24 protein-coding genes are annotated in these 25,242 nt (G+C 64.7%); 10 read left to right on the plus strand and 14 right to left on the minus strand.

Features of this window, described 5'->3' with window-relative positions; all coding sequences use genetic code 11:
• The 5 genes from AC1DMA_RS03600 to AC1DMA_RS03620 all read right to left on the minus strand — a co-directional run bounded on the left by AC1DMA_RS03600 (position 1) and on the right by AC1DMA_RS03620 (position 7,172).
• Positions 1 to 2,292 (minus strand): C1 family peptidase, encoded by a 2,292-nt coding sequence (locus AC1DMA_RS03600; protein WP_478143252.1) that lies wholly within the window; start codon positions 2,290 to 2,292, stop codon positions 1 to 3.
• A 118-nt stretch (positions 2,293 to 2,410) separates the two neighbouring features.
• Positions 2,411 to 3,310: a 3-hydroxyisobutyrate dehydrogenase gene (mmsB, locus tag AC1DMA_RS03605; protein WP_478143253.1), complete on the minus strand. Its 900-nt coding sequence runs from the start codon at positions 3,308 to 3,310 to the stop codon at positions 2,411 to 2,413.
• Positions 3,311 to 3,351: 41 nt separating this feature from the next.
• Positions 3,352 to 4,467, minus strand: a complete 1,116-nt coding sequence (locus AC1DMA_RS03610; RefSeq protein WP_478143254.1) for an enoyl-CoA hydratase/isomerase family protein — start codon at positions 4,465 to 4,467, stop codon at positions 3,352 to 3,354.
• Between the two features lie 16 nt (positions 4,468 to 4,483).
• A complete protein-coding gene (locus tag AC1DMA_RS03615) occupies positions 4,484 to 5,638 on the minus strand; it encodes an acyl-CoA dehydrogenase family protein (protein ID WP_478143255.1) in 1,155 nt (384 codons plus the stop codon).
• A gap of 10 nt (positions 5,639 to 5,648) precedes the next feature.
• Positions 5,649 to 7,172: a CoA-acylating methylmalonate-semialdehyde dehydrogenase gene (locus AC1DMA_RS03620; RefSeq protein ID WP_478143256.1), complete on the minus strand. Its 1,524-nt coding sequence runs from the start codon at positions 7,170 to 7,172 to the stop codon at positions 5,649 to 5,651.
• 101 nt (positions 7,173 to 7,273) lie between these two features.
• Here AC1DMA_RS03620 and AC1DMA_RS03625 point away from each other — a divergent pair, with 101 nt between their 5' ends.
• Positions 7,274 to 8,161: a LysR family transcriptional regulator gene (locus AC1DMA_RS03625; protein WP_478126624.1), complete on the plus strand. Its 888-nt coding sequence runs from the start codon at positions 7,274 to 7,276 to the stop codon at positions 8,159 to 8,161.
• 133 nt (positions 8,162 to 8,294) lie between these two features.
• Positions 8,295 to 8,621: a hypothetical protein gene (locus AC1DMA_RS03630; protein WP_478143257.1), complete on the plus strand. Its 327-nt coding sequence runs from the start codon at positions 8,295 to 8,297 to the stop codon at positions 8,619 to 8,621.
• On the opposite strand, the gene AC1DMA_RS03635 is transcribed toward AC1DMA_RS03630, so the two are convergent.
• From AC1DMA_RS03635 to AC1DMA_RS03650, 4 genes are all read right to left on the minus strand, one after another.
• Positions 8,564 to 8,989 carry a hypothetical protein gene (locus AC1DMA_RS03635; RefSeq protein ID WP_478143258.1) on the minus strand — a complete coding sequence of 142 codons (426 nt, stop codon included), beginning with the start codon at positions 8,987 to 8,989 and terminating at the stop codon, positions 8,564 to 8,566. The two genes, AC1DMA_RS03630 and AC1DMA_RS03635, sit on opposite strands and share 58 nt — an antisense overlap.
• Before the next feature lie 109 nt (positions 8,990 to 9,098).
• Positions 9,099 to 10,478: a CoA transferase gene (locus AC1DMA_RS03640; protein ID WP_478143259.1), complete on the minus strand. Its 1,380-nt coding sequence runs from the start codon at positions 10,476 to 10,478 to the stop codon at positions 9,099 to 9,101.
• A 48-nt stretch (positions 10,479 to 10,526) separates the two neighbouring features.
• Positions 10,527 to 11,165, minus strand: a complete 639-nt coding sequence (locus AC1DMA_RS03645) for a 3-oxoacid CoA-transferase subunit B (RefSeq protein ID WP_478143260.1) — start codon at positions 11,163 to 11,165, stop codon at positions 10,527 to 10,529.
• A 1-nt stretch (position 11,166) separates the two neighbouring features.
• A complete protein-coding gene (locus AC1DMA_RS03650; RefSeq protein WP_478126629.1) occupies positions 11,167 to 11,979 on the minus strand; it encodes a CoA transferase subunit A in 813 nt (270 codons plus the stop codon).
• Between the two features lie 136 nt (positions 11,980 to 12,115).
• On the opposite strand from AC1DMA_RS03650, the gene AC1DMA_RS03655 reads away from it, so the two are divergent.
• From AC1DMA_RS03655 to AC1DMA_RS03670, 4 genes are all read left to right on the plus strand, one after another.
• On the plus strand, positions 12,116 to 12,682 hold the full coding sequence (locus AC1DMA_RS03655; RefSeq protein ID WP_478143352.1) for a LuxR C-terminal-related transcriptional regulator: 567 nt from the start codon (positions 12,116 to 12,118) through the stop codon (positions 12,680 to 12,682).
• Positions 12,683 to 12,695: 13 nt separating this feature from the next.
• Positions 12,696 to 13,760: an MBL fold metallo-hydrolase gene (locus tag AC1DMA_RS03660; protein ID WP_478143261.1), complete on the plus strand. Its 1,065-nt coding sequence runs from the start codon at positions 12,696 to 12,698 to the stop codon at positions 13,758 to 13,760.
• 214 nt (positions 13,761 to 13,974) lie between these two features.
• Positions 13,975 to 14,748 (plus strand): hypothetical protein, encoded by a 774-nt coding sequence (locus AC1DMA_RS03665; protein WP_478143262.1) that lies wholly within the window; start codon positions 13,975 to 13,977, stop codon positions 14,746 to 14,748.
• Positions 14,749 to 14,800: 52 nt separating this feature from the next.
• Positions 14,801 to 15,883, plus strand: a complete 1,083-nt coding sequence (locus AC1DMA_RS03670) for a TAXI family TRAP transporter solute-binding subunit (RefSeq protein ID WP_478143263.1) — start codon at positions 14,801 to 14,803, stop codon at positions 15,881 to 15,883.
• 33 nt (positions 15,884 to 15,916) lie between these two features.
• Here AC1DMA_RS03670 and AC1DMA_RS03675 read toward each other — a convergent pair whose 3' ends face one another.
• From AC1DMA_RS03675 to ada, 4 genes are all read right to left on the minus strand, one after another.
• Positions 15,917 to 17,374 (minus strand): NCS1 family nucleobase:cation symporter-1, encoded by a 1,458-nt coding sequence (locus AC1DMA_RS03675; protein ID WP_478143264.1) that lies wholly within the window; start codon positions 17,372 to 17,374, stop codon positions 15,917 to 15,919.
• 97 nt (positions 17,375 to 17,471) lie between these two features.
• A complete protein-coding gene (alkB, locus tag AC1DMA_RS03680) occupies positions 17,472 to 18,128 on the minus strand; it encodes a DNA oxidative demethylase AlkB (protein ID WP_478143265.1) in 657 nt (218 codons plus the stop codon).
• A 31-nt stretch (positions 18,129 to 18,159) separates the two neighbouring features.
• On the minus strand, positions 18,160 to 18,897 hold the full coding sequence (locus tag AC1DMA_RS03685; RefSeq protein ID WP_478143266.1) for a 2OG-Fe(II) oxygenase: 738 nt from the start codon (positions 18,895 to 18,897) through the stop codon (positions 18,160 to 18,162).
• Positions 18,894 to 19,976: a bifunctional DNA-binding transcriptional regulator/O6-methylguanine-DNA methyltransferase Ada gene (gene ada / locus AC1DMA_RS03690; protein WP_478143267.1), complete on the minus strand. Its 1,083-nt coding sequence runs from the start codon at positions 19,974 to 19,976 to the stop codon at positions 18,894 to 18,896. Before ada ends, AC1DMA_RS03685 begins: the two co-directional genes overlap by 4 nt.
• A 193-nt stretch (positions 19,977 to 20,169) precedes the next feature.
• Here ada and AC1DMA_RS03695 point away from each other — a divergent pair, with 193 nt between their 5' ends.
• The gene (locus AC1DMA_RS03695; protein ID WP_478143268.1) at positions 20,170 to 21,768 is read left to right on the plus strand and encodes an OpgD/OpgG family glucan biosynthesis protein; all 1,599 of its coding nucleotides are present in this window, start codon (positions 20,170 to 20,172) and stop codon (positions 21,766 to 21,768) included.
• 144 nt (positions 21,769 to 21,912) lie between these two features.
• Here the strand turns inward: AC1DMA_RS03695 and AC1DMA_RS03700 are convergent, their stop codons facing one another.
• Positions 21,913 to 22,287 carry an FKBP-type peptidyl-prolyl cis-trans isomerase gene (locus AC1DMA_RS03700; RefSeq protein WP_478126755.1) on the minus strand — a complete coding sequence of 125 codons (375 nt, stop codon included), beginning with the start codon at positions 22,285 to 22,287 and terminating at the stop codon, positions 21,913 to 21,915.
• A gap of 134 nt (positions 22,288 to 22,421) precedes the next feature.
• Here AC1DMA_RS03700 and AC1DMA_RS03705 point away from each other — a divergent pair, with 134 nt between their 5' ends.
• From AC1DMA_RS03705 to AC1DMA_RS03715, 3 genes are read left to right on the plus strand one after another with little or no spacing between them, the layout of a single operon-like run.
• On the plus strand, positions 22,422 to 23,816 hold the full coding sequence (locus AC1DMA_RS03705; RefSeq protein ID WP_478143269.1) for an ethanolamine ammonia-lyase subunit EutB: 1,395 nt from the start codon (positions 22,422 to 22,424) through the stop codon (positions 23,814 to 23,816).
• Positions 23,813 to 24,622 carry an ethanolamine ammonia-lyase subunit EutC gene (eutC, locus tag AC1DMA_RS03710; RefSeq protein ID WP_478143270.1) on the plus strand — a complete coding sequence of 270 codons (810 nt, stop codon included), beginning with the start codon at positions 23,813 to 23,815 and terminating at the stop codon, positions 24,620 to 24,622. Before AC1DMA_RS03705 ends, eutC begins: the two co-directional genes overlap by 4 nt.
• Before the next feature lie 31 nt (positions 24,623 to 24,653).
• Positions 24,654 to 25,232, plus strand: a complete 579-nt coding sequence (locus AC1DMA_RS03715; RefSeq protein ID WP_478126641.1) for a peroxidase-related enzyme — start codon at positions 24,654 to 24,656, stop codon at positions 25,230 to 25,232.
• Positions 25,233 to 25,242: the final 10 nt, after the last annotated feature.

Raw genomic sequence — 25,242 nt, forward strand, 5'->3', positions numbered from 1 at the left:
TCAGTAGTCGAGCCACTCGATCTCGCCGGCCAACGGACGCCCGGCAAGGCGCTGGACAAGCTCCGTCATGACGACGATGTTGTTGTCGAACGAGCCGTGTGTCGCCTGGATGCGCCCGTGCTCCCGAGTGTTCTCCACCTGTGGCGTGACGACAACGTCGAGCAGGGCCTTGCCACCAGCACTGATCGGCGGCCAAGCGGCTTGCCACTGCCGCACTTGCGGTAGTTCGCTGTCGGCCCATTGATCGTTGTCGTTGGCGTACTTGGGGTCATGCGCACGCACAAGCCCCAGCAGCGGCATCTTGCGTACATCGTCGAGCGCACGCGACACCAGATAGAGCAACGACTTGCCGTAAGCGGGCACTGAAGGCGAAGGCAGCGCGTCGTTCTTCTCGTTCTCGTCCGAGAGCACGTGCAGCCTCAGCTCGCCCAGGTCGATCACGCCCGCCTGCGCGGCAGCGAGGTAGTGCTGCACGGCGAATCGAACCGAGCATGCAGGCGCCAGCAACGTGCAGCTTGCGACGCGAACCTGCTGCGCGGCAGCCGCCCGTGCGTTCAACGCGACCATCCGATCCAGCAGATGCCCGAAGAGGATCGATCCGGCGGAGTGCCCGACAAGATGCAGCTCGAGCCCGCTGCCCTTGGCCGCGAGATCGCTCGCCAACGCCACGAGTTGGCGCGAGAGCAGGTCGAGTCCCTTGCCCGGCGAAGCGCCCGCCTCCGCGTTGTCGCGCATCTCGCCCCAGACGCCCTTGCCCAGCACATGGCCCAGCGCTTCGATGGCGCGGTCTTTGGCGTCGCCCAGCGCGTCGAGCACGCCGGCAGCCCGGACCGCGTCGGCACCGAAAAGCTTCCGAACCCAGTCCTGGGTCATGTCGGCGAGGGTTTCGCCCGCGCCCGTCTTCCATGTCAGAAAGATCGGGTACACCCCATTCGCCTCGAAGTACGGCGCGAGCACGCGAATGCGGCGGATCGACTCGTCCTCCGAGTTCAGTCCGCCGTGCGCGTAGATGACGAGCTTGAGGGTCTTGGTGTTGGCAGGCTGCTTGGCGAGCCAGGCCAAGGGCCGGTCATGCACGACTTCGGCGACGAGCCCGGTCATGTCGGCCGCTCCACGCGTGAAATCGGTGGCGACGAGTTCACCGTTGTTGCCGGTAACCAACGTGTGCTCGTAGGCCCGGGGCGTCGTCCATGGCTGGTAGGCCGCCACCTTGAAGGGATGGTCGATGGGCCATGGATCGTCCGCCGGGTTGTCCGGCACGCGTGTCGCACGATCGAGAGTGACCAGCGACTGCCCGCTCGGCACGCGAAATCCCGACACGCTCACCCGGCGTGGCTTGCCGCCGGCATCGGTCAGTGCGAGCGGTACGCCCAAGGCGCAGGCCCATGCATCGGTGCCATGCACGACCCAGTCGTCATACGGCAACACGCCAAAGCCCGAAGCACCCCAGCGCCTGCCCCAGGAGTTCTGCACCACGAAACCATGCTCGTTGTAGCCGACCAGCGCGAAGGCGTGGCCTCCCAGCTTCTTCGGATCGGCCGGCGGCGGAATGACCGGCAGCCCGGCGTGGTTCATCGGAGGCGGCTGCGGCGTATCGCGAAGCAGGTCGTCCCATCCGTCGTGTACGTCTCCGGACACATACACAGCGCCGATCTCGCAGATGGCGGACTGAAGGTCCACCACCGAAGTCCGATCGATGCGGTAGTAGACGCCCAGCGGCCGCTTGCCCGCGTCGGTCTGCCAGCCGTCCAGTGGCCGCTGGAAATTCACGGCCCCGCCTTTGCCGAGGTCATACGGCCAGAACTTGCGGCCGCACACGCCATGCTTGTTCCAGCCCTTCAAGGCGCCGCGGCAACTCGATCCTTCATAGTCGGTGCCGGGCCATTCGTCGTAGCGCCGCGCCAGTTCGTAGAACATGCGCGGGCTGACTTCGTCGAAAGGTTGCGAAGGGTCCACTTCGATGTGCGCAACCCACAGGAGGTAGTTGGCGACACAGGCCAGTCCGAAGCCAGTGCAGGCACCCTCCTGGCCTTGATCGAGCACGAGGCCCGCTTGCACATAGCTGCCGAGAAAGCGCGCGACGTTGGTTTCGCGCGGCCAATTGGGCGGCAGGGAACGCAATGGGGCGCGGTAAGGCAGATCGCGAAAATCCAGCCGGTCGGGCCGCGCATCGAAAAGCCGGCCCGGAACCGGTGTGCGAATCGCCGTCGCCGCCGCGATCTCGTTCGCGGCGGCGACTGCAGCGCTGGTCTTCTTGTTGCCGCGTGGCTTCGCGCGTGCTGGCTGGGCCATGGCGTGCCTTCTCCTACTTGTCGAACCTCTGGGGCGCGATTGTGAGAAGCGCGACCCCTGCGTCGCAATAGCTCGAAGGCTCTAGGCCGACCGTGTCAGCCCCAGGCTGGCGCGGTCTTCAGCCGCCCTTGGCCTGCACCAGCTTGATGACGCTGGAGAAGTCAAGCGCGCCATGGCCGGCGAGGCTGTGCGCCGCATAGAGATTGCGCGCAAGGCCGCCCAGGGGCGTCGCAGCGCGCACTGCCGCGGCGTTTTCCTGCGCCAGTCCGAGATCCTTGAGCATCAGATCGGTGCCGAAGCCACCGGCGTAGCCTTTCGAGGCCGGCGCAGTCTCCATCACGCCAGGCAACGGGTTGTACTTTTCGAGCGCCCAGTTGCCGCCCGAACTGCGCCGCATGATCTCGGAGAGCACCTTCGGATCGAGCCCGTTCGCGACGCCCAGCGCAATCGCTTCCGAAGTGCCGATCATCAGGATGCCCAGCAGCATGTTGTTGCAGATCTTCGCGGTCTGGCCCGCGCCCGCACCGCCTGCGTGGAAGATGTTGGCGCCCATCTTCTCGAGCACGGGCCGCGCGAGTTCGAGATCGGCCTGCGCACCGCCGACCATGAAGGTCAACGTCCCGGCGATCGCGCCACCGGTGCCGCCGGAGACGGGTGCGTCGATCACGGCCACGCCGCGCTTCGCCCCTGCCTCTGCCACCTTGCGCGAGGTTGCGGCGGCGATGGTGCTGCTGTCGATCACCAGTGTGCCGGCAGGGATCGCCGCCATCAGTCCGGGCTTGCCTTCGCTGCCGAGGTAAAGCGCTTCGACGTGCTGGCTCGCAGGCAACATGCTGATCACGACTTCGGCGCCTGCGAGCGTATCGGCCGCCGACGATGCAATGGTCACGCCCTCGCCAGCCAGCTTCCTGCAAGCTTCGGCCGAAAGGTCGAAGGCGCTGACCGCGTGGCCGGCCTTGTGCAGGTTCAGTGCCATCGGGCCACCCATGTTGCCGAGTCCGATGAATGCGATCTTCATGTGCTTGTCTCCACTGTTTCGATGATGGGACTGGATGGCGCTCAGACGAGCGCGGCCAGCGGGTGCGGCCCTTCGGCGCGCACGCGGAGGTGGTCTTCGATGAACTCGGGCGTGATCTCTTCGAGCGTCGGCGGGTTCCAGCGCGGATTGCGGTCCTTGTCGATCAGCAGCGCGCGGATACCTTCGGCAAAGTCCTTGTGCGCGCAGCAGCCGAGCGATGCCCAGTACTCCAGACGGAACACGTCAGCCAGCGACATGCGCAGCACGCGCTGCCACAGCGCGAAAGACAACGCCGCCGTGCTCGGAGCGCCTTTCATGAAGGTGGTGGCGGCGGTCTGCAGCCACGCATCGTCCGACTTCAACTCGCGCAGGCGCTTGGCGATGTCGAGCAGATCGTCGCCGGCCATCAGCGCATTGATGGTGTCGAAGTGCTCCCTGAGCTTGGAATGCTGCTTTTCGGTGCCCTCCCCGGCATGCGCCAGCAGACGCGACAACGTCGCGCGATCTGCCTTCGCCTCGCCTTTCCATGCACTCGACGCAACGGCTTCCAGCAGCTGCGCCTTGCGCTCCTGCGGTACGACGATGTCCGCGAGGCCGCAGAAAATCGCGTCAGCCGCATTCAATGGCGCCGCCGTCAGTGCGAGGAACAGGCCAACCCGACCGGGCGCCCGTCGCAGGAACCAGCTTCCGCCCACGTCGGGATACAGGCCAATATTGATCTCCGGCATCGCAATGCGGCTCTGCAAGGTGACCACGCGATGTGATGCCCCCGCCATGAGGCCGACGCCGCCGCCCATGACGATGCCGTGTCCCCAGCACAGGAAGGGCTTCGGAAAGGTGTGAATCAGGTAGTCGAGCTCGTACTCCTCGCTGAAGAACGACTCCGCATAAGTGTTGCGCGCAGGCCCGCATTCGAGCAGCGTCTGGTAGAGCTGGCGCAAGTCACCGCCGGCGCAGAAAGCCTTCTCGCCCGCGGCATCGAGCAACACGCCGACGACGCCATCGTCGTTCGCCCATTCCTGCAGCTTGGGAATAAGCAACCGCACCATCGCCACCGAGAGCGAATTGAGCGAAGCAGGCGCATTGAGGGTGGCCACGCCGAAGCGCTTGCCGGTGGCTGTCTTGATTTCGCTGAAGAGGACGACTGGATCTGTCATTTGTTCTGGGTTGGGTTCATCGGATGTCGCTGTCGCCTTCGAGGAGCTTTCTCGCGACGATCATTCGCATGATTTCATTGGTGCCTTCGAGGATCTGATGCACGCGCGCATCGCGCACCAGCCGCTCCAGCGGGAATTCGCTCAGGTAACCATAGCCGCCATGCAACTGCAAGGCGTCGTTGCACACATTGAAGCCAGCATCCGTGGCGAAGCGCTTTGCCATCGCGCAATAGGTGCTGGCGTCGGCATGGCCGGCGTCGAGCTTGCTCGCGGCGAGGCGCACCATCTGGCGCGCGGCCACGATTTCGGTCGCCATGTCGGCGAGCTTGAACTGCAGCGCCTGGAAGCTTGCGAGAGGCTTGCCGAACTGCTGGCGTTCATGCAGATAGCGCCGGGCCGCATCCAGCGCGCCCTGCGCCGCGCCGACCGAGCAGGTCGCGATGTTGATGCGCCCGCCGTCGAGCCCCTTCATGGCGATGCGAAAGCCTTCGCCTTCGCTGCCGAGCAGGTTCGCCGCAGGCACTCGCACGTTGTCGAAGTTGATGGTGCGCGTGGGCTGGCTGTTCCAGCCCATCTTGTGTTCCTTCTTGCCGTAGCTGATGCCTGGCGCATCCGCCGGAACCGCGAAGGCCGAAATACCGCCGGCACCGCCACCGCCGGTGCGCGCCATCAGCACCAACACGTCCGTCGCGCCGGCACCCGAGATGAAAGCCTTGCCACCATTGATGACGTAGTCGTTGCCGTGCAACTCGGCGCGCGTCTTGAGTGAGCCGGCGTCCGATCCGGCGCCCGGCTCGGTCAGGCAATAGGACGCGAGCTTGCGGCCGCTGGTCAGATCCGCGCCCCATTGCTCACGCACGGCAGGGCCGCCCCAGGTGCCCAGCATCCACGTCGCCATGTTGTGAATGGTGATGAAAGCCGTCGTCGACGGATCGACTGCGGCCATCTCCTCGAACACCAGAGCGGCATCGAGCCGCGGCAGCGCCAGCCCCTCGATGCTCTCGGGCGCATAGAGGCCGCAGAAACCGAGTTCGCCAGCCTTGGCGATCGCCTCCTTGGGGAAGATCGCCTCGGCATCCCAGCGGGCCGCATGCGGTGCGAATTCACTCAGCGCGAAATCGCGCGCGGTCTGCGCGAATGCGCGCTGTTCTTCAGTCAGCTCGAAGTCCATGCGGACGAGCTTACTTGAGGCTGATCGTGGTGTTGACGCCGTGCGAGACGGTGCTGTCGTCGAACCAGCGCGCGGTCACTGTCTTGGTCTGCGTGTAGAACAGAACGACCTGCTTGCCGTAAGGCCCGAGATCGCCGAGCTTGGATGCTCGCGAGCCCGTGAACGAGAACATCGGCACTGGCACCGGAATCGGCACGTTGATACCGACTTGGCCGACGTCGATGTCTTCCTGGAAGCGGCGCGCCGCCGCACCGGACTGCGTGAAGATCGCCGTGCCGTTGCCGTTCGGGTTGGCGTTGATGAGCTCGATGGCCTCGTCGATCGTCTCTGCATTCGCAAGGCACAGCACCGGGCCAAAGATCTCCTGCTCGTAGATCGACATCCCGGGCTTGACGTCAGCGAACACCGTCGGGCCGACGAAGTTGCCCTTCTCGTAGCCAGGCACCGTGGGCTTGCGTCCGTCGAGCGCGAGCGTCGCGCCATCGGCCACGCCGCGTTCGATCAGGCCGCTGACACGGTCATACGCAGCGCACGAAACCAGCGGGCCGACGTCGACGCCCTTCTCCGTGCCCGCGCCGACCTTCAGCGTCTTTGCCTTGGCGACCAGATCGGGCACCCACTTGCGCGCCTCACCCACCAGCACCGCGACCGACACCGCCATGCAGCGCTGGCCGGCAGCGCCGAAGCTGGCACCTGCGAGTGCGTTGAGCGTCTGCTCCTTGTTGGCATCGGGCATGACGATGGCGTGGTTCTTCGCGCCCATCATGCATTGCACGCGCTTGCCGGCGAGCGTCGCGCGGTTGTAGACGTGCGTGCCGACCTTGGTCGAGCCGACGAAAGAGATCGCCTTGATGTCCTTGTGGTCGCAGATCGCGTTGACTACCGCTTCGCCGCCATGCACGACATTGAGCACGCCCGGCGGGATGCCGGCTTCGAGCGCGAGCTCGCACAGGCGCATCGTCACCATCGGGTCCTGTTCGGAAGGCTTGAGCACGAAGGTGTTGCCCGTGACGATGGCCATCGGGAACATCCACAGCGGAATCATCGCGGGGAAATTGAAGGGCGTGATGCCGGCGCACACGCCCAGCGGCTGCAGCAGCGTGTAGGTATCGACGCCGTTGGCCACGTTGTTGGCCAGCTCGCCCAACTGCAGGTTGCCGATGCCGGCTGCATGCTCGACCACTTCGAGGCCGCGGAACACGTCGCCTTCGGCATCGGGCAGTGTCTTGCCTTGCTCCGCCGTGAGGATCGCCGCCAGCTCGGCCATGTTCTCGCGAATGAGCTGCTGGTACTTCAAGAAGATGCGCGAGCGCGCACCGATGGGCGTCTTGCGCCAGGTCTTGAAGGCTTGCTTGGCCGAATCGACGGCCGCATCGACTTCGGCCTGCGTCGCGAAAGGCACCTTCGCGAGCACTTCCTGCGTCGCTGGATTGACGATGTCTCGCCATTCGGCGGTCTTCGACTCGACGAACTTGCCGCCGATGAGCAGCTTGACGGTGGCGACCTTCGTCGCGGGTGTGGTGGTGGCGTCCATGAATCTTGTCTCCTGAATGGGGTGCAGGAGGTGATGCTAGCTTTGCACTTTTGCCATGGCAATAGACAAATACGCATCCCCGATCTGCATAATTGCAACGCATGGACTGGGACAACCTTCGCTTTTTTCTGGAGCTCGCGCGCTCGGGCACCCTGGTGGGGGCGGCGCGCCGTCTGGCGGTCGATCACACGACGGTGGCGCGTCGCATCCAGACGCTGGAAAAGCAGGTCGGCACCGCCCTCTTCTCGCGCGAGGCCGACGGGCACCGGCTGACCGAAGCGGGCCGCCGGTTGCAGCCCCAGGTCGAAGCGATGGAAAGCGCCTTTCTCACGGTCGAGAGCACGACGCCGGCCTCCGATGAGGGCTTGTCAGGATTGGTACGCATCGGCGCGACGGAGGGCTTCGGCACCATCGTGCTGGCGCCGCACCTGGCACTCTTCGCGCAGCAGCATCCCAAGCTCGTGATCGACCTTTTGGCGATGCCACGGCTGGTTCATCTGTCGCGCCGCGAAGCCGACATCGTGATCTCGCTCGAACGCCCCGCGCGCGGGCCGGTGGTGGTGACCAAACTGACGGACTACGTGCTGCGCCTCTATGCCTCCAGGCAGTATCTGGCCAAGCATGGCGCCATCCGCAAGCGCGACGACCTGCGCGGCCACACCTTCATCAGCTACGTGGACGACCTGCTCTTCAGCAAGGAGCTCCAGTACCTGGACGAGCTTTATCGCCCGGACTCTTTCGCGCTGCGCAGCACCAGCATCCTGGCGCAGCACCAGGCGACGGTGGCGGGGGCCGGCATCGCGGTGCTGCCGGCCTTCATTGCGGAGCGGGACAAATCATTGCGGCGCGTGCTGCCGGACGAGGCGAACTTCACGCGCACGTTCTGGATGTCGGTTCCGGCGGAGACGCGCCATCTCGCCCGTATGAAGGCGACCTGGGACTTTTTGCGAGAGATCGTGGAGGCGCAGCGGGCGTTGCTGCTGCCGTAGCAGAGGAAATCGCATATCGATCGAAGGGCAGGCTCTTTGTCGAGGAACACCTGTCGAGCGTGATCGTCGTGACGCCGCTCGGCAGTGCGTCGAAGTCGACGACCCTTGCGATCACATGCAGTCCGCCCGTGAAATGGCCATCGAAATCGCCGTCTTCGGTGCGACATCCGAAGCTGATCAGATGGACCTGGTCGACGTAGTAGCCGGTGGTCGTGCCAAAGCGCCGGAGATCGAGAGCGACCCGGCGACCGAGCAAATCGGCGAGGTGATCCGGCTCGTAGGCGATCGACTGCACCACCTTGACGACCTTGTCATAGGTCATCGGCTCGTCATTGGGCCGCGAGCATGCGGTGACTACGGCGGCCAATGCCGCCAGCAGAATCACGCGGGCGAAAAAGCCCATTATTCGTTGGATGCGCACAGCCAGTGCCACCGAATGACGCGCTGCCCGCAATACTGAGTGGTGATGCGCGCGGCCAATTCGGTCTTGGAGGCATCGTCCCACCGCCTGTCGATCCAGACCACGGCTTCGTACAGATCATCCGAGTTGCCGCTCACGTCATACCTGTCCAGCAAGGCAGCGGTGAGTTCGCGATTGGCGAAGTCGTCTCCGCTGGCCGCTGCATTGCGCAGCGAATTGAAAGTCGACGGCTCCGGCGGAACCGAACCGGTTGCCTTTGCAGGCTGCGGGTGTATGGCCGCCTCGACATGCCCCGCCGGACTCTTCCAGATCAGCGCCAGAAGAACCAACACGATCAACGTGACGTAAAAGCGCACCGACGCCCTCTTGGCGCCTTCGTGGAGGTAGTGAAGTGTGCGATTGAACATGGCCGGAATCTCCCGCTCATCAACGTGCTGCAGGAGATTAGACGACCACCCTTGGCGAGTCATCATCCAAAGCGATGATGAAAAAGCGGCTCGACTCGCCGTTCCAACCTCAGGGCCAGACCGCCGGATGGCTCCCCGGCGGCATCGATGGCCGCGGCCATGCGGCAGGCGTGCGCGAAAGCTGCGCGCTGTGCCTGAACCCGGTCAGTTCGCCGAAGCCTGACGGAGAGATTTCCAGGTAGGGTGCCTTGTCAGGCACTTCGATACGGAATCCATCGGGCACCCGGCCGAGTCCTCGCAACCAATGGCCGGTTTGTGCGAGCGACACCTGCACGAGCCAACTGCCACCCTCGCGTTGTTGCCGCCAAAGCGCGGCGGCCGCGCCCATGGCGATGAGGTAACCGGTCGCCTCATCGAGGATCTGCATCGGCAAGGGCCTCGGCTTGCCGCCCCCAGCGGCTTCGCCCTCGGCATGGTTGAAGCCTATGGCGGTCTGCACGAGCGAATCGAAGCCGCGCCGTGCCGCCCATGGGCCAACCGTTCCGTAAGCCGAGAGCGAAACATAGACCATGCCCGGCCGAGTCCGCGCGACATCCTCCGGACCGAAGCCCAGCGATGCAATGCCGCCGGGGCGGTAGCCCTGGAGGAAGACGTGCGCATCTTTCGCCAACCGATGCAGCGCGTCTCGGCCAGCCTCTTCATGAAGATCGATATGCGTCGAGAGCTTGCCGCGGCTGGTGTCGGCGATGGCCTCGATGTTGGGCAGCTTCGGCGAATTGACCAGCATCACGTCGGCGCCATAGGCCGCCAGCGCACGGCCGCCCACGGGCCCGGCGAGGATGCGCGTGAGGTCCAGCACGCGCACACCGGACAAGGGCCGTACGTCGTCCGCGAGAGGCGGCAGCGCAAGCGGCGGTGCATCGCCGATGCGTTCGATGCTGAACAAGGGCTGCGACACCAGTGCCCTGCCCTGCGGGGTGGCGTCCCAGTCGTCGAAACGGCGCAGTGCGGTTGCCACCAAGCCCTTGGCGGCCGCTGCGTCTTCGAAGTCGATCGACTTCCACGTCTGCATGGCCGCTTCGGCATCGGCGCGCTGGGCGGTGGCCGGATCGAGCCCCAGCAGCCGGAGCGCGCCGTCGCGATGGTGCGCAAAGTTGGCATGGATGCGCACCCAACCATCCGCCGTGCGATAGAGGCCCGAGAACGGGTCCCAAGCGTCGGGCACCCGCCCGTCGACGCTGAACCAGGCCGTGCATTCGAGCGCGGCGTGCAGCATGTCGACTTCCACCTGCTGGCGCGGCACGCCTCGCACGTGCCCCAATTCGCAGGCGGCAAGTGCTGCGGCGGCAATCGTGCTCTGCGCCGCCGCACCGACGGCAAAAGAGGAAGGCAGCACGGGGTCAGCGCCGCCGAGGCGCGCAAAGGCCAGCGCATCCAGCGGCAAGCCTGACAGTTGCCAGATGTCCTTGAGAGCTTCCGCCCCGTCCATGTTCGTGCTCCTGTCCTTGCGCACCAGACAGCGCTGCCGGTGACCTCGCTACTGGATCAGCTTGGCACCGGTCTTCGACTGCAGGGCGTCGAAGCTCACGCCCGGCGCGAGTTCGACCACCTTCAAGCCTTCGGGCACCACATCAATGACAGCCAGGTCCGTGATGATGCGGTCGACCACGCCCACGCCCGTCAGCGGCAGCGAGCACTTCTCGAGGATCTTGAGGTCCTCGGTGCCGTCCTTCTTCTTTGCGACGTGTTCCATCAGCACGATCACGCGCTTCACGCCGGCGACGAGGTCCATGGCACCGCCCATGCCCTTGACCATCTTGCCCGGGATCATCCAGTTGGCGAGATCGCCCTTGCTGCTCACTTGCATGGCGCCGAGGATCGACAGGTTGATCTTGCCGCCGCGGATCATCGCAAAGCTGTCGTGGCTGCCGAAGATGGCCGAGCCGGGAATGGTCGTCACGGTCTGCTTGCCGGCGTTGATGAGGTCGGCGTCGACCTGGTCTTCGGTCGGGAAAGGGCCGATGCCCAGCATGCCGTTCTCGCTCTGCAGCCACACCTCCTTGTCGCCGACGAAGTTCGCGACCAGCGTCGGGATGCCGATGCCGAGGTTCACGTAGAAGCCGTCTTCGAGTTCTTGTGCCGCGCGTGCGGCCATCTGGTCCTGGGTCCAAGGCATGTCAAGCTCCCTTGCCGTTGTTGCTTTTGATGGGGGCCGGCACTTCGCTGCCGGCGGCTGCTTGCGCGATGGCGGCTTGCGCCTCGACCTTCGCGGCGACCGCATCGACCGGGGCCGCAGCGCTCACGGTGCGCTTCTCGATGCGCTTCTCGGGGTTGCTGTTGAGGACGATGCGATGCACGTAGATGCCCGGCAGATGAACATCGTCCGGTGCGATCTCGCCGACTTCGACGATCTTCTCGACTTCGACGATGCAGACCTTGCCGGCCATGGCCGCGGCGGGATTGAAGTTGCGCGCCGTCAGGCGAAAGCGCAGGTTGCCCGACTTGTCCGCGACGTCGGCCTTGACCAATGCCACGTCGGGCACCAGAGAGCGTTCCATCACGTAGGTTTCACCGTCGAATTCGCGAAGCTCCTTGCCCTCGGCGACCTGCGTGCCGACGCCGGTCTTGGTGAAGAAGGCCGGGATGCCGGCACCGCCCGCACGCAGCTTTTCGGCCAGCGTGCCTTGCGGCGTGAATTCGAGCTCCAGTTCGCCCGCCAGGTATTGGCGCTCGAACTCCTTGTTCTCGCCCACGTAGCTCGCGATCATCTTCTTGATCTGGCGCGTCCCCAGCAGCTTGCCGAGGCCGAAACCGTCGACCCCCGCGTTGTTGGAGATGCAGGTGAGGTTCTTGACGCCGGAGTCGTGCAGCGCATCGATCAGCGCTTCGGGAATGCCGCAGAGGCCGAAGCCGCCGACGGCGAGTGTCTGGCCGTCGGCCACGACGCCCTTGAGTGCCGCATCGGCGGAGGGGTAGATCTTGTTCGCCATGGTTCCTCGTTGGTGATGATGGTGGTGATGGATAGTGGGTGAAGAATGGTGACCGTGAATCGCCTTCGACGATACTACGTAGAGGCATACGTAGTATTTCGTAATGGAGACACCCGACAAGGCCCCCGCCAAGGAATTGCAGACCGTCGACTACCGGCTCGCCTTCGAGCTCGCGCCGGTCGGCATGGTGCTCTCCCGTCATCGCAACATCGTCGGCTGCAATGCGCGCGTTTGCGAGATGTTCGGCACCACGCGCGATGCGCTGGTCGGTCAATCCTTTCAGGTGCTCTACCCGAGCGTCGCCGAATTCGAACGGCTCGGCAAGCGGATGGAGCCAATCCTGAACGCCAGCGGCCGCTATGCCGACAACCGGATGATGAAAAGGCTGGGCAACCTGCACGGCGCATTCGCAGGCGAGACCTTCTGGTGCCACGTGAGCGGCCAGGCGCTGAATCGAGCCGCGCCGCACGAAGCGGGCATCTGGACCTTCGAGGACCTGGGATCGCGGCGCTCGGCCAAGGCCGAACTCACGCCGCGCGAACGCGAAGTCGCCGCGCAGGTGATGCAGGGCCGCACCTCCAAGGAAATCGGCAAGGCGCTGGCGATCAGCCACCGCACGGTCGAGATTCATCGCGCGCGGCTGATGCGCAAGTACGCGGCGGCGACGACCGCCGAATTGGTGCAAAAGCTGATCGCAGGATAGATTTCAGCCAACGATGGCCTCTTCGCACGACCCCGAAAAACCCCACCACCGCGCACGCGGATTCCAGAACAACTACATCGAGTTTCAGCCGAAGAGCCTCTCGGAGCTTCTGCGCTGGCGCAGGGATGCGATCCGCAATCACCTGCCGCCACCGCCGCTCGCGCCCACACCGCGCGTGGCGGCCGACCTGCCCTGGCTGCGCGCCAACGGCAGCGCGGGCGTTGCAATGCTGCCGGCCGTGAACTGGATCGGCCATGCCACCGTGCTGGCCCAACTCGGCGGCCTCACGATGCTGACCGATCCGATGTTCTCGCAGCGGGCGTCTCCCGTGCCGCTGGTCGGCCCCAAGCGGCAGACGCCGCCGGGCATTGCGCTCGCCGACTTGCCGCACATCGATCTGGTGCTGGTCTCGCACAACCACTATGACCACCTCGACCTGGCTTCCGTGGCCGCTCTGAACGGGCAGCGCGGGGGTCCGCCCCTCTTCATCGTTCCGCTCGGGCTCAAGGCCTGGCTCGCTGCGCATCACGTGCACAACGCAGTCGAACTCGACTGGTGGGAACGGCATCCGGTAGCGGGGCCGCAAGGCGCTGTCGAAGTGGCTCTGGTGCCCGCGCAGCATTGGTCCTCCAGGAGTCCGAGAGACGCCATGGCGACGCTATGGGGCGGCTTTGTGGTGCTGGCGCCGGACTGCCATCTGCTCTTCACCGGAGACACGGGCTATTCGCGCGACTTCGCCGACATTCGCCGTCACTTTGCCCATCGGCAAACGCCCGAGCAAGGCGGCGGCTTCGACATTGCGTTGATACCGATCGGCGCCTATGCGCCGCGCTGGTTCATGCAGACGCAGCACGTGGACGTCGAAGAAGCACTGCGGATTCATCGTGATGTGGCTGCCAAGCGCTCGCTGGGCATTCACTGGGGAGTGTTCAATCTGACTGACGAGGCTCTCGACGAGCCCCCCAGAAAGCTGGCCGAGCTGCGTGCCGCACAGGGCATGCCCGAAGACGAATTCTTCGTTCTTGCCGTAGGCGAGACACGCAAACTCACATTGCGAACCCCCAAAGCGTTGGATTGACGCAAACGTAGGTCAATAATCAAAATGCCGCCGTCATCGTGTAATACATTCGATTTAAGTAATGATGAACATGGCCGATCCGGACCCGTCGATGTCAGTGCCTTGCAAGCACTGCGCTGCACTGCTGCAGAAAGGGGTTCAGTTTTGTCCGTATTGCGGCAGAGACCAATTTCCCGATCATGTTTCTCCGGTCAGGCGCGCAGCGCCGGCACCCATGGATGTCGTGGACTTCGCCGACACCGTGCAGCCGGACGCACAGACCTCCGAATCGCTTGGCTACCCTGTCCCGACGACCGCAGCAGCCAACGACGAAACGGACCCTGAAATCGGACTCGTGCGCCCCGGAGGCTACTGGCAGAAGGAAGTGCTGGGGGGCCGCGGAATGCCGCGGCATTGGGCCGGCAGTTCACTATTGCCGATACGCCTCGTCATCAGCGTCGTGGCTGCGCTGGCCCTCGTGGCGATCGCCCTGTTGATCGACAACCTGTACCTCGACAACGGCAGCGAGGCCGGCAGGCAGCGGGAGTTCAAGGCGAACCTGGAGCAAGTGCACAGTGCGATGGATCGCGGCGACCTCGGCGGCGCGGCGCGCATCCTCGAAGGACTCGAGACCGAACATGCGGACGATGCAGGCGTTCAGGCCCTCCGACAGGCGTTCGATCGAAGATTACAGGAGCAGGTCGCGAAGCGCGAGCAACTCAGGGAGGCCGCGCTGAAGGCATCGAAGGCGATCGGTCTTCCGCCGCCGGCGCAGTCGGCGCCGGTCCAAGCCCAGAGCCGCGTCCAGGCACCGGCGCCGGTCAATGACGCCGCCCGTCAAACAACCAATGCGCTCGGACTCGGCGAGCCCGCGGCTCCCCGTGCTCCGGCAAACATAAGCGCCCCGCCCCCTCCCTCTTCATCACCTGCGCAAGCGGCGGGCACGGCGAAATCGACTGAAAAGGATTGCACCACCACGCTGACGGCGCTGGGCCTCTGCCAAAAGTAGAAGCAACGAGACACCGATAACAACCACGATCGATCGACTTCAAGGAGCCCGCATGCCAATCAGAACCTTCCTGACCGCGCTGTTGATGATGGTCATCCTGTCCCCTGCGCTGGCGCAGAACCGGGCGGCGTACAAGATCGTCACCGCATCGAAGACGGGCACCTACATCCAGATCGGCAACGACATTGCCAAGTGGATCGCGGAGCCCGCGGGCATCGACCTCGAAGTGCTCGAGTCCAAAGGCTCGGCGGAGAACGTTCAGCGCATGCGCTTCGAGCCCGGGGTCAAGCTGGCCCTCGTGCAGTCGGACGTCTACCAGGCTTTCCTGGACGAAGCCAAGGCAGGCAACGCAGAGGCCGGAAACATCATTCGCCCGCTGCGGCTCATCATGCCGCTGTATGACGAGGAGATCTACTTCGTCGCCCGCGCAGACGCGCCGATGAACTCCATCAACGAGATCAAGAACAAGAGGATCAGCGTCGGCCCCCTGGGCAGCGGCACGGCGCTCACTTCGCGAACCATCTACAACCTGATGTTCGGCGAGCAGATCCCGGCAGCCAACATCGAGTACCTGGGCAACGAGGATGCGCTCGTGAAGCTCACGGTCGACAAGACGATCGACGTCGCGATCATCGTCGCCGGGCAGCCCGCCAAGCTGTTCGCGGACATGAAGCCCGAGGCGCGCAACTACATCAAGATCCTGAAGCTGGACGATGCGGCGCCCGAGACAGCGCGCGCGAAGAAGACCTACTTTCCGGCCGTGATCCGCGCCAGCAGCTACCCGGCATGGCTGTCCGCCGACATCCCGACGCTGACGGTGAAGGCCTACCTGGTCACCTACGAATACAACCTGCAATCGACCGTCGGAAATCTCATCCGCTTCGCGGACTCGCTGTGTACCAACTTCGACAAGCTCCAGGCCAACGGACATCCGAAGTGGAAGCAGGTGAAATTCGAACTGCCTCCCCTCAGCCAGGGATGGCGCTACTACGCTCCGATGGAGAAGCGGATGCGAGCCTGCATCGCTGGCCAGCAGGCGGCCGCCACAGCCCGGGCGACGCCGGTGAAGGCGGCGCCACCCCAAGCCAGACCGTGCTCTGACCAGGAGCTGGTGCTCGGCATCTGCAGAAAGTAGCTTCCGGTTCGGGCAAGGCTTCGGGCGCGAGGCTCAGGCACTCGCTGCCGCGACCGCTGCGCGCGGACGCAGCGTCGCCATGACGAAATAGACACCGCCGCCGATCACCACGCCGAAGAACCAGCCGTAGATGTTCCACCAGGTAGGCAGCAAGGTCGTGAAGGTAGGCAGCAAGGTCGAGAACACGCTGCCGATGCCTGCGGCGACCAGGGCGTTGACGTTCCAGCCACCCTCGTAGCGGTATTCGCCGTATTCCTGATAGAGCGCCGCCACATTGATGTTGCCCTTCGCGACCAGGTAGTAGTCGACCAGGATGACCCCGAGCAGCGGCCCCATGGTGGACCCGATGGCGTTCACGAAATGCGCGGCGTTGCCTTCCCACGGTGCGAACGGATAGAGCACCAGCGCAATCGCAGCTGCGATCAGGCCCCCCTTCTTGAAGCTGATCTGCCTCGGGAAGGTGTTTGAAATGTCGAACGCCGCCGACACGAAATTGGCCACCACGTTGATGCCCAGCGTCGCCACCGCGAAGGTGATTGCGGCAACCAGCGCCAGCACCCAACTGTCGAACTTGGCGGAGATCTGCTCGGGATGCAGCAACACCTCGCCGTAGACCTTGAAGGCTGCGAGCGTCGTGACGCCGGCAACCAGCGAGAACGCGACGAGGTTGATCGGCAGGCCCCAGAGGTTGCCCCTTCTTACCGCGTCCTTGTCCTTGGCGTAGCGCGAGAAGTCGCAGAAGTTGAGGTACAGCGCCGCGAAGTAGGTGATCCATGTCGCACCGACCGCCATCAACGCCCAGAACGAGCCCGGTTCGCCAGGGACGCCAGCGTCCTGGGTCTTCTGGATCAGCGCGTCCATCGGAATGCCATGGTCGAACGAGATAGCGCCGGCCTTGACGCACAGTCCGACCGCAAGCAGCAGCATCGCGATCCACACTGCCGGGCCCGCCCAATCCTGGAACCGCCGCACGGTTTCCATGCCTTTCTGGATGATGAGCAGTTGCAGCGCCCAGATCACCAGATAGCAGATCACCTCCAGTGCCGAGTGCCCGAGGATGTGCGTGCCCTTGTGGAATTCGAGCATTGCATCGCTGCGGATCAATAGCGCGACCACGGCGCCTGAAGCCGCCGCTGTTTGCGCGCCATACCAGAAGCAGGCCACCACCGCCCGCACCATCGCTGCCAGATTGGCGCCCCAGACGCCGAAGGAAGCTCGCGCGAGCACCGGATACGGCACGCCCGTCTTTTCACCGGCATAGCCGATCAGGTTCATCAGCCCGAAGATCACCAGGGAGCTGAGTCCGATGGCGATGAGGAAGTTGACGAAGCTGCCGCACAGCAGGAACAGGCTGGCCGCGAGGTAGTAGCCCCACAGGCTGTGAACGTCGGAAGTCCAGACGTTGAAGATGCTGAAAGCGCCCCAGTTCCGTTCCTTGGCGGGTGCCAGGTCCTCGTTGTAGAGCCCGGGTGAGGGATTGCGGATTTCCATGGATCGCTCCTGTTGTACGCACGAGGCCAGCGTAGGCACTCGCCATCCGATGGAGATGCTGGTTTTCCCCAACGCTTCCCGAACGGGTTCAGCGGATTCAGCCGGCTTTGCGAAAAGTGAGATTGATCCGGCAATCGCCCAGAAGCGGATGCGTGCCCTCCTTCAACGGCAGCACGCCGTGGAAACGCAGACGCGCCGGTCCTCCCCAGACCACCACGTCGCCATGCCCGAGCGGCACGCGGCGCGCCTTGTCGGCCCGTTTCGCGCCGCCGAACAGGAAGACGGCCGGAATGCCCAGCGACACGGAGACGATGGGCTGGCCGTAGTCGCGCTCGTCGCGGTCTTGATGAAGCGAAAGCCGCGTGCCGGGTTCGTAGCAATTGATGAGGCACGCATCGGGCACGAAATCGGCGAACCCGGCTTGCGAAGCCGCATCCGCCGCCAGCCGTGTGAAGGCCGCCGGCATGCGCGGCCATGGCCGCTCGCTGTCGGGGTCGATCGGGTCGTAGCGGTAGCCGGTGCGGTCGGTCACCCAGCCGAGTTCGCCGCAGTTGGTCATCGCCACCGACATGCGGAAGCCGCCCGGCGTGACCATGTGGCGCAGCGGCGCTCGGTCGATCACTTGCTGAATGGCGGCGAGCAACTCGGTCTCGCGCTGGGTTGCAAAGCGTCGCAAGACGACCGCGCCCGGCTCTAGTGGCTCCGCAGTGGGCACATCGGATGCAGCAGCGTCTTCGAAGAGGTCCGGCGTCATGCAATCCTCTGGCTCATGCTCATTTTCCGGCTCAAGCCGCATCATGAAAGATGATGCCCAGCGTGTGGCGGCGACCGGACCGGACCCGGCTCACCCCATGGCGCAGGTTGACCCGATACACCCCCCGCGTGCCTTGCACCGGCCGGTGGTGCACCGCGATCACCGCCGCATCGCCTTGCCGCAGCGGCAGCACCATCGGCCGCGACTGCATGCGTGGCCGCTGCTCGGTCATCACGAATTCGCCGCCTGTGAAATCGCGTTCGGGCTCTGACAGGAGAACCACGACTTGCAGCGGAAAGACGTGCTCGCCGTACAAGTCCTGATGCAGGCAGTTGTAGTCGTCGGCCCCATATTGCAGGAGCAGCGGCGTGGGTCGCAGCTGGCCACCGGCATGGCAGCGCGCGATGAATTCGGCATGCGCCGGCGGAAAGCGCACGTCGATGCCCATCGCCTGATTCCATCGGTTCGCGATCGGCGCGAGGTGTGGATAGATGTGCGCGCGCAGGTCCCCGATCAACTCCGGCAAGGGATAGGCGAAGTACTTGTATTCGCCTCGCCCGAAGCCGTGCCGCTCCATCACCACGCGGCTGCGGAAGAGCGCTTCGGCCGGGTACATCGTCGCCAGGGATCGGCACTCGGCCGGCGTGAGCAGACCCCCGATCACCGCGTTGCCCTGGTCATCGAGTTCGTCGGTCACCTGTGCCCAATCGATGGCCGCCACGCGGGGCCCGGTCTCGTCGCGCGGCGGCAGTTTGTCTCGTGCGTTCATGCCGTCTTCGCTTCGCGTTCAAGCAACGCACTCTTGCGCTCCACGCCCCAGCGATAGCCCGACAGGTTGCCGTCGCTGCGCACTACGCGGTGGCATGGAATCGCCACCGCCAGCGCGTTGGCGCCGCAGGCTTGCGCCACCGCACGCACCGACTTCGGTGCACCGATGCGTTTCGCGATCTCGCTGTAGCTCGCGGTCTGGCCCAGTGGGATCTCGCGGAGCGCACGCCAGACGCGCTGCTGGAAGGCCGTGCCGCGAACGTCGAGCGGGAGGTCGAGCCCCACCCCCGGCGCCTCCACAAAGCCAACGACCTTCGCGACCAGTGCTTCGAATTCCGCGTCGCCACCGATCAGCCGAGCCCGCGGAAACTGGTCCTGCAGATCGCGCGCCAAGGCTTCAGCGTCATCACCCAATGCGATGGCGCAGACGCCGCGTTCGCTTTGCGCAACCAGGATGGCGCCCAGTGCGCATTCGCCGATCGCAAAGCGAATGTCCGTGTCGGCGCCGCCTGCCCTCCATGCCGTCGGCGTCATGCCGAGCATGTCGTTCGAGCTTTCATAGAAGCGGCCGTTGGAGTTGTAGCCGGACCCGTAGATCGCATCGGTCACCGTGTCGCTGCGCAACAGCTCTCGGCGTACGCGAGCCGCGCGATGCGCCGCTGCATAGGCTTTGGGCGTGACGCCGGTCACTTGCTTGAAGAGCCGGTGAAAGTGCGAGCTGCTGAGCTTCGCCCTTTGCGCGAGTTCGTCCAGCGTCGGCGTCTGCTCGGCGGCTTCGATGAAGCGGCACGACTCGGCCACCATGTCCGCCTGCTGCGCAGCCTGCGCAGGCGCGTCAGGCTTGCAGCGCCTGCACGGCCGAAAGCCGGCGCGCTCCGCTTCGGCCGCGCTCGCATGAAAGGCCACGTTCTCGGGCCGTGCCTGGCGTGCGCCGCAGGAAGGCCGGCAATACACCCCCGTCGTGCGGACCGAATAGAAAAAGCTGCCGTCCGCCGCCGCATCACGGGCCATGACGGCGGCCCAGCGCGGGTCGCTTACTGTGGCGAGGGCCCGCATCTCGTTGGGATTGCGCATGTTCATTTGCATCCTTCAGTCATGTCGTTGTCGATGCGTCCACTGTAGGGATCGTCGCCGCGCGCCGCACTCCGGCTCTTGCTTTCGAATTCGACGCAGGGCCGTTCCTCAGATCGTAGGACGATGCCGACATCACCGTGCTTTCTTCAGCCCTCGGCCTACGGGGGCTGCCTGGCGGCCTCGTTACCATTTGGGCCACATGATCGATCGACGTTCACTCCTCACGGCCAGCGGAGCATCGCTGGTACTCGCCGCGCTCGGCATTCCTGCCGAAGCAATGGCCGCCGCCGGACTCACACTGAGCCAGCCTCGGCCCTTTTCCTTCGAACGTCTTGTTGCGCTCGCGAAGTCGCTCGGCGCCCAGCCCTATGCGCCCGATAAATCGCTTCCGGCGGACGTGCTCGAGCGCATCGACTACGACGCACACGGCAAGATCAAGTTCAACACCGACAACGCGCTATTCCGGGATGGTCCCGGCCAGTTTCCGGTGACCTTCTTCCACCTCGGCCGATTCTTTCAGGTGCCGGTGCACATGTACGTGCTGGAAAACGCGGGCGATGACGGCTTCGCCCGCGAAATCGTCTACGACAGCGCCTACTTCACCATGCCTGCGGACAGCCCGGCGCGAAAACTGCCCGACGGTGCCGGATTCGCTGGATTTCGCCTTCAGGAAAGCCGCCTCGGCGATCAGAAGAAGTTGCCTTGGCAGACCAACGATTGGGCGGCTTTCCTTGGCGCGTCGTACTTTCGCGCGATCGGAGAGCTGTACCAGTACGGCTTGTCCGCGCGCGGCATCGCGCTCGACGCGGCCATGCCCGATCGCGCCGAGGAGTTTCCGACCTTCACGCGCTTCTACTTCGAGCCGCCCCCGTCGGACAGCGCCAACTCCATGACGATCTACGCCCTGCTCGAAGGGCCCAGCATCACCGGCGCCTACAAGTTCGTGCTCACGCGCGACAAGGCAGTCTTGATGGACATCGATTCGCGGCTGTTCCTGCGCCGGGACGTCGCCCGCTTCGGCCTTGCGCCGTTGACGTCGATGTACTGGTATTCCGAAACCGTGAAGCCCACCGGCATCGACTGGCGGCCGGAGGTGCATGACTCCGACGGCCTGGCCATGTGGAACGGCGCCGGCGAGCGCATCTGGCGGCCCCTGAACAACCCGACGCAAACCCGCGCATCGGCATTCACGGACACCAATCCACGTGGGTTCGGGCTGCTGCAGCGCGATCGCTCCTTCGATCACTACCAGGATGGCGTCTACTACGACAAGCGCCCCTGCCTCTGGGTCGAGCCGCTCGGCAACTGGGGTGAAGGCACCGTGCAGCTCATCGAGATTCCCACGGATGACGAAATTCACGACAACGTGCTCGCCTGCTGGGTGCCCAAGGCGCCGGCCACGGCGGGGTCGAGCTACACCCTCAAGTACCGCCTGCATTGGGCGGCCGACGAGCCCTTTCCTTCGCCGCTGGCGCGCGTGCTGGCCACACGCATTGGCCGCGGGGGTCAGCCCGGCCAGCCGAGACCCGCGGGCATCCGCAAGTTCATGGTCGAATTCATCGGCAAGCCGCTGGAGTCACTGCCTTTCGGCACCAAGCCCGAACTGGTGTTGACGGCCTCGCGCGGCAAGTTCTCGTACATCTTTGCCGAAGCCGTGCCGGATGGCGTGCCCGGTCATTGGCGCGCGCAGTTCGATTTCACGGCGGAGGGAACGGATCCGGTGGACATGCGCCTGTTCCTGAAGACTGGCGACCAGACGCTGTCAGAAACCTGGCTTTACCAGTTCCAGCCGTTTTAGCGGTTGCTCGCCCCCAGGCTTCGCGCACTTCGTGTCGCTTCGCCTACCCCCTGACCGGGGGCAATACCAGCGGCCCGGCTGAGCCGGTTCCGCGGTATTTCTGGCAAGGGAATGGAGGCCGGGACGAGGCCGGAGCTGTTTCGGTTACTTGCCTTTGATCGAGATCAGTTCGATCTCGAAGTCGAGGGTGGCGTTGGGGGGGATGACGCCGCCTGCGCCGCGGGTGCCGTAGGCGATGGCGGGTGGGCAGGTCAGCTTGGCTTTGCCGCCGACTTTCATGAGCTGGACGCCTTCGGTCCAGCAGGGGATTACGCCATTCAGGGGAAATTCGGCAGCCTCGCCGCGCTTGTAGGAGCTGTCGAATTCCTTGCCGTCGGGGAAGGTGCCGCGGTAGTTGACTTTCACGACATCGGTGGCGGCGGGCGAGGCTCCCTTGCCGTCGACCAGCGACTGGAAGATGAGGCCGCTCGGCTTGGTGACGGGCGCCGACTGCGCAAAGGCTGACGGCAGGACGAACATCGAAACAGCGGCTGCAACAAGAATGGATCGCACGATTTACCCCTTGGTCGAATGAATGAACGGGCCCATTATTGCCGGGTGGCCGAGTCCATTCGGCACTGCCTTCGGGCCTTCTCACCTTCTCACCGACGCTCATGCGCTACCGAACCACCATCGATTCGCAGGTCTTCGAGTTCATCGACTTGAAGCAGGTCATGGCGTTCGCGAGTCCGGCGCGCTCCGGGGACTATCTCGCCCAGATCGCCGCAGCCACGGCGCAGCAGCGGATGGCCGCACGCCACGTGCTGGCCGAGACACCGCTCAAGCAGTTCCTCACGGAAGCACTGGTGCCTTACGAGGACGACAACATCACGCGGATCATCATCGACGAGCACGACGCCCAGGCCTTTGCACCGGTGTCGCACCTCACGGTGGGCGAATTTCGCAACTGGCTCTTGTCCGAACAGGCGAGCACCGAAGCATTGACTGCGCTCGCGCCGGGACTCACACCAGAAATGGTGGCCGCGGCGTCCAAGCTCATGCGCAACCAGGATCTCGTCGCGGTCGCGCGCAAGTGCAGCGTGATCACGCGATTCCGCGACACGATCGGCCTGTCCGGCCATCTCTCGGTGCGGCTGCAGCCCAATCATCCGACCGACGATCTGCAGGGGGTGGCCGCATCCACGCTCGACGGCCTGCTCATGGGCGCGGGCGATGCGGTGATCGGCATCAATCCGGCATCGGACAGCATGCAGGTGCTCGGAGACCTGTTGCGGATGCTGGATGAGGTGATCCAGCGCTTCGAGATTCCGACCCAGAGCTGCGTGCTGACGCATGTCACCCACGCGTTGAAGCTGATCGAATCGGGCGGCCCGGTCGATCTGGTGTTCCAGTCGATCGGCGGCACCGAGAAAACCAATCGATCTTTCGGCGTGACACCCGAACTTCTCGACGAGGCGTACGCCGCCGCGTTGGCGACGAAGCGCGGAACCATCGGAGACAACGTGATGTACTTCGAGACCGGCCAGGGCAGCGCCCTGTCGGCCAATGCCAACTTCGGCGTCGACCAGCAGACCTGCGAAGCCCGCGCCTATGCGCTTGCGCGGCGCTACAAGCCGCTGCTGATCAACACCGTCGTCGGCTTCATCGGGCCTGAATATCTCTACGACGGCAAGCAGATCGTCCGCGCGGGCCTGGAGGATCACTTCTGCGGCAAGCTGCTCGGCCTGCCCCTGGGTTGCGACGTCTGCTACACCAACCACGCGGAAGCCGACCAGGACGACATGGACACGCTGCTGGTGCTGCTCGGTACCGCGGGCATCAACTTCATCATGGGCGTGCCGGGTGCGGATGACGTGATGCTCAACTACCAGAGCACTTCGTTTCACGACGCGTTGTTCATGCGCGAGACGATGGGCTTGAAGCGCGCACCGGAGTTCGAAGCCTGGCTCCAGCGCATGCAGATCACGGACATGGCCGGCCGGCTCCTGCCGCCCTCTTCCAACCACCTTCTCACCGACATGCGCGCCTTGAGCGCTCTCGGCCGATGACGAACGACCTCGTCAGCCCCAGCCCGTGGAGCGATTGGCGCAAGGCGACGCCAGCGCGCATTGCGCTCGGCCGAGCCGGGGCAGGCATGCCGACCGACGAAATACTGCGCTTCGGATGGGCGCACGCGATGGCGCGCGACGCCATTCACGCCGAGCTCGACACCAACGCGCTCGCGGCATCGTTGAAAGCGCAGGGTTGGGAAACCGCCCAAGTCAGAAGCCGCGCGGCCGATCGCACGATCTATCTGCGCCGCCCCGATCTCGGCCGGCAGCTCGAAGACGACGACGCATCGCGCATGCGCGCCATGGCCGGGTCGCCGAAGGACATCTGCATCGTCATTGGCGACGGCTTGTCTTCGCTCGCGGTCGATCGGCATGCCGTGCCGCTGGTGACTGCGTTCCGGCAGCAGTTGCAGCAGTTGCAGCAGTTGCCCAAAGGCCTCACCCTCACGCCCGTGGTGATTGCGTCCCAGGCGCGCGTGGCCCTGGCGGACGAGATCGCTGAAGCGCTCGGCGCCCGGTTGTCGATCATGCTGATCGGCGAGCGCCCGGGCCTCAGTTCGCCCGACAGCCTCGGCGCCTACATCACGCACACACCCCGCCGCGGGCGCAACGACGCCGAGCGCAATTGCATTTCGAACATACGTCCCGAGGGCCTCGCCTACGACGCGGCTGCGAACAAGCTGGCCTGGCTGGTGCGCGAGTCATTGCGACGCGGCCTGACGGGCATCGGGTTGAAGGATGAAAGCCACCTGGCGGTGCTCGACGCGGACGGCCATCCGGGAGCGCTCGGTAGCTCCTTATGATGAGCCTCATACCAGCCTATCAGGAGACCTCATGACCCAACGCTATCCGCTGGCCGAACTCAAGGATTTGCCCGACGACATTCGCGCCTCGATTCTCCAAGTGCAGGAAAAGGCCGGCTTCGTACCCAACGTGTTCCTCGCGCTCGCTCGCCGCCCGGCCGAGTGGCGCGCCTTCTTCGCCTATCACGACGCATTGATGCTCAAAGAAGAAGGCTCGCTCACCAAAGGCGACCGCGAAATGATCGTGACCGCGACGAGTGCGGCCAACCGGTGCCTCTATTGCGTGGTGGCGCACGGCGCGCTGTTGCGCATCTACGAGAAGAAGCCGCTGGTGGCCGATCAGGTCGCAGTCAACTGGCGAAAGGCGGACATCACACCGCGCCAGTACGCGATGCTCGAATTCGCGATGAAGGTCTGTGAGCATTCGCACGAGATCGGCGACAGCGACTTTCCGCCGTTGCACGCGCACGGCTTCAGCGACGAAGACATCTGGGACATTGCCGCCATCACCGCGTTCTTTGGTCTTTCAAACCGGATGGCAAGCTTCAGCGGCATGCAGCCGAATCCGGAGTTCTACCTGATGGGCCGGCTGCCACGTGACAAGAAGTGAATCGAGGGGA

The organism is Variovorax sp. 05N34 (assembly GCF_056397405.1).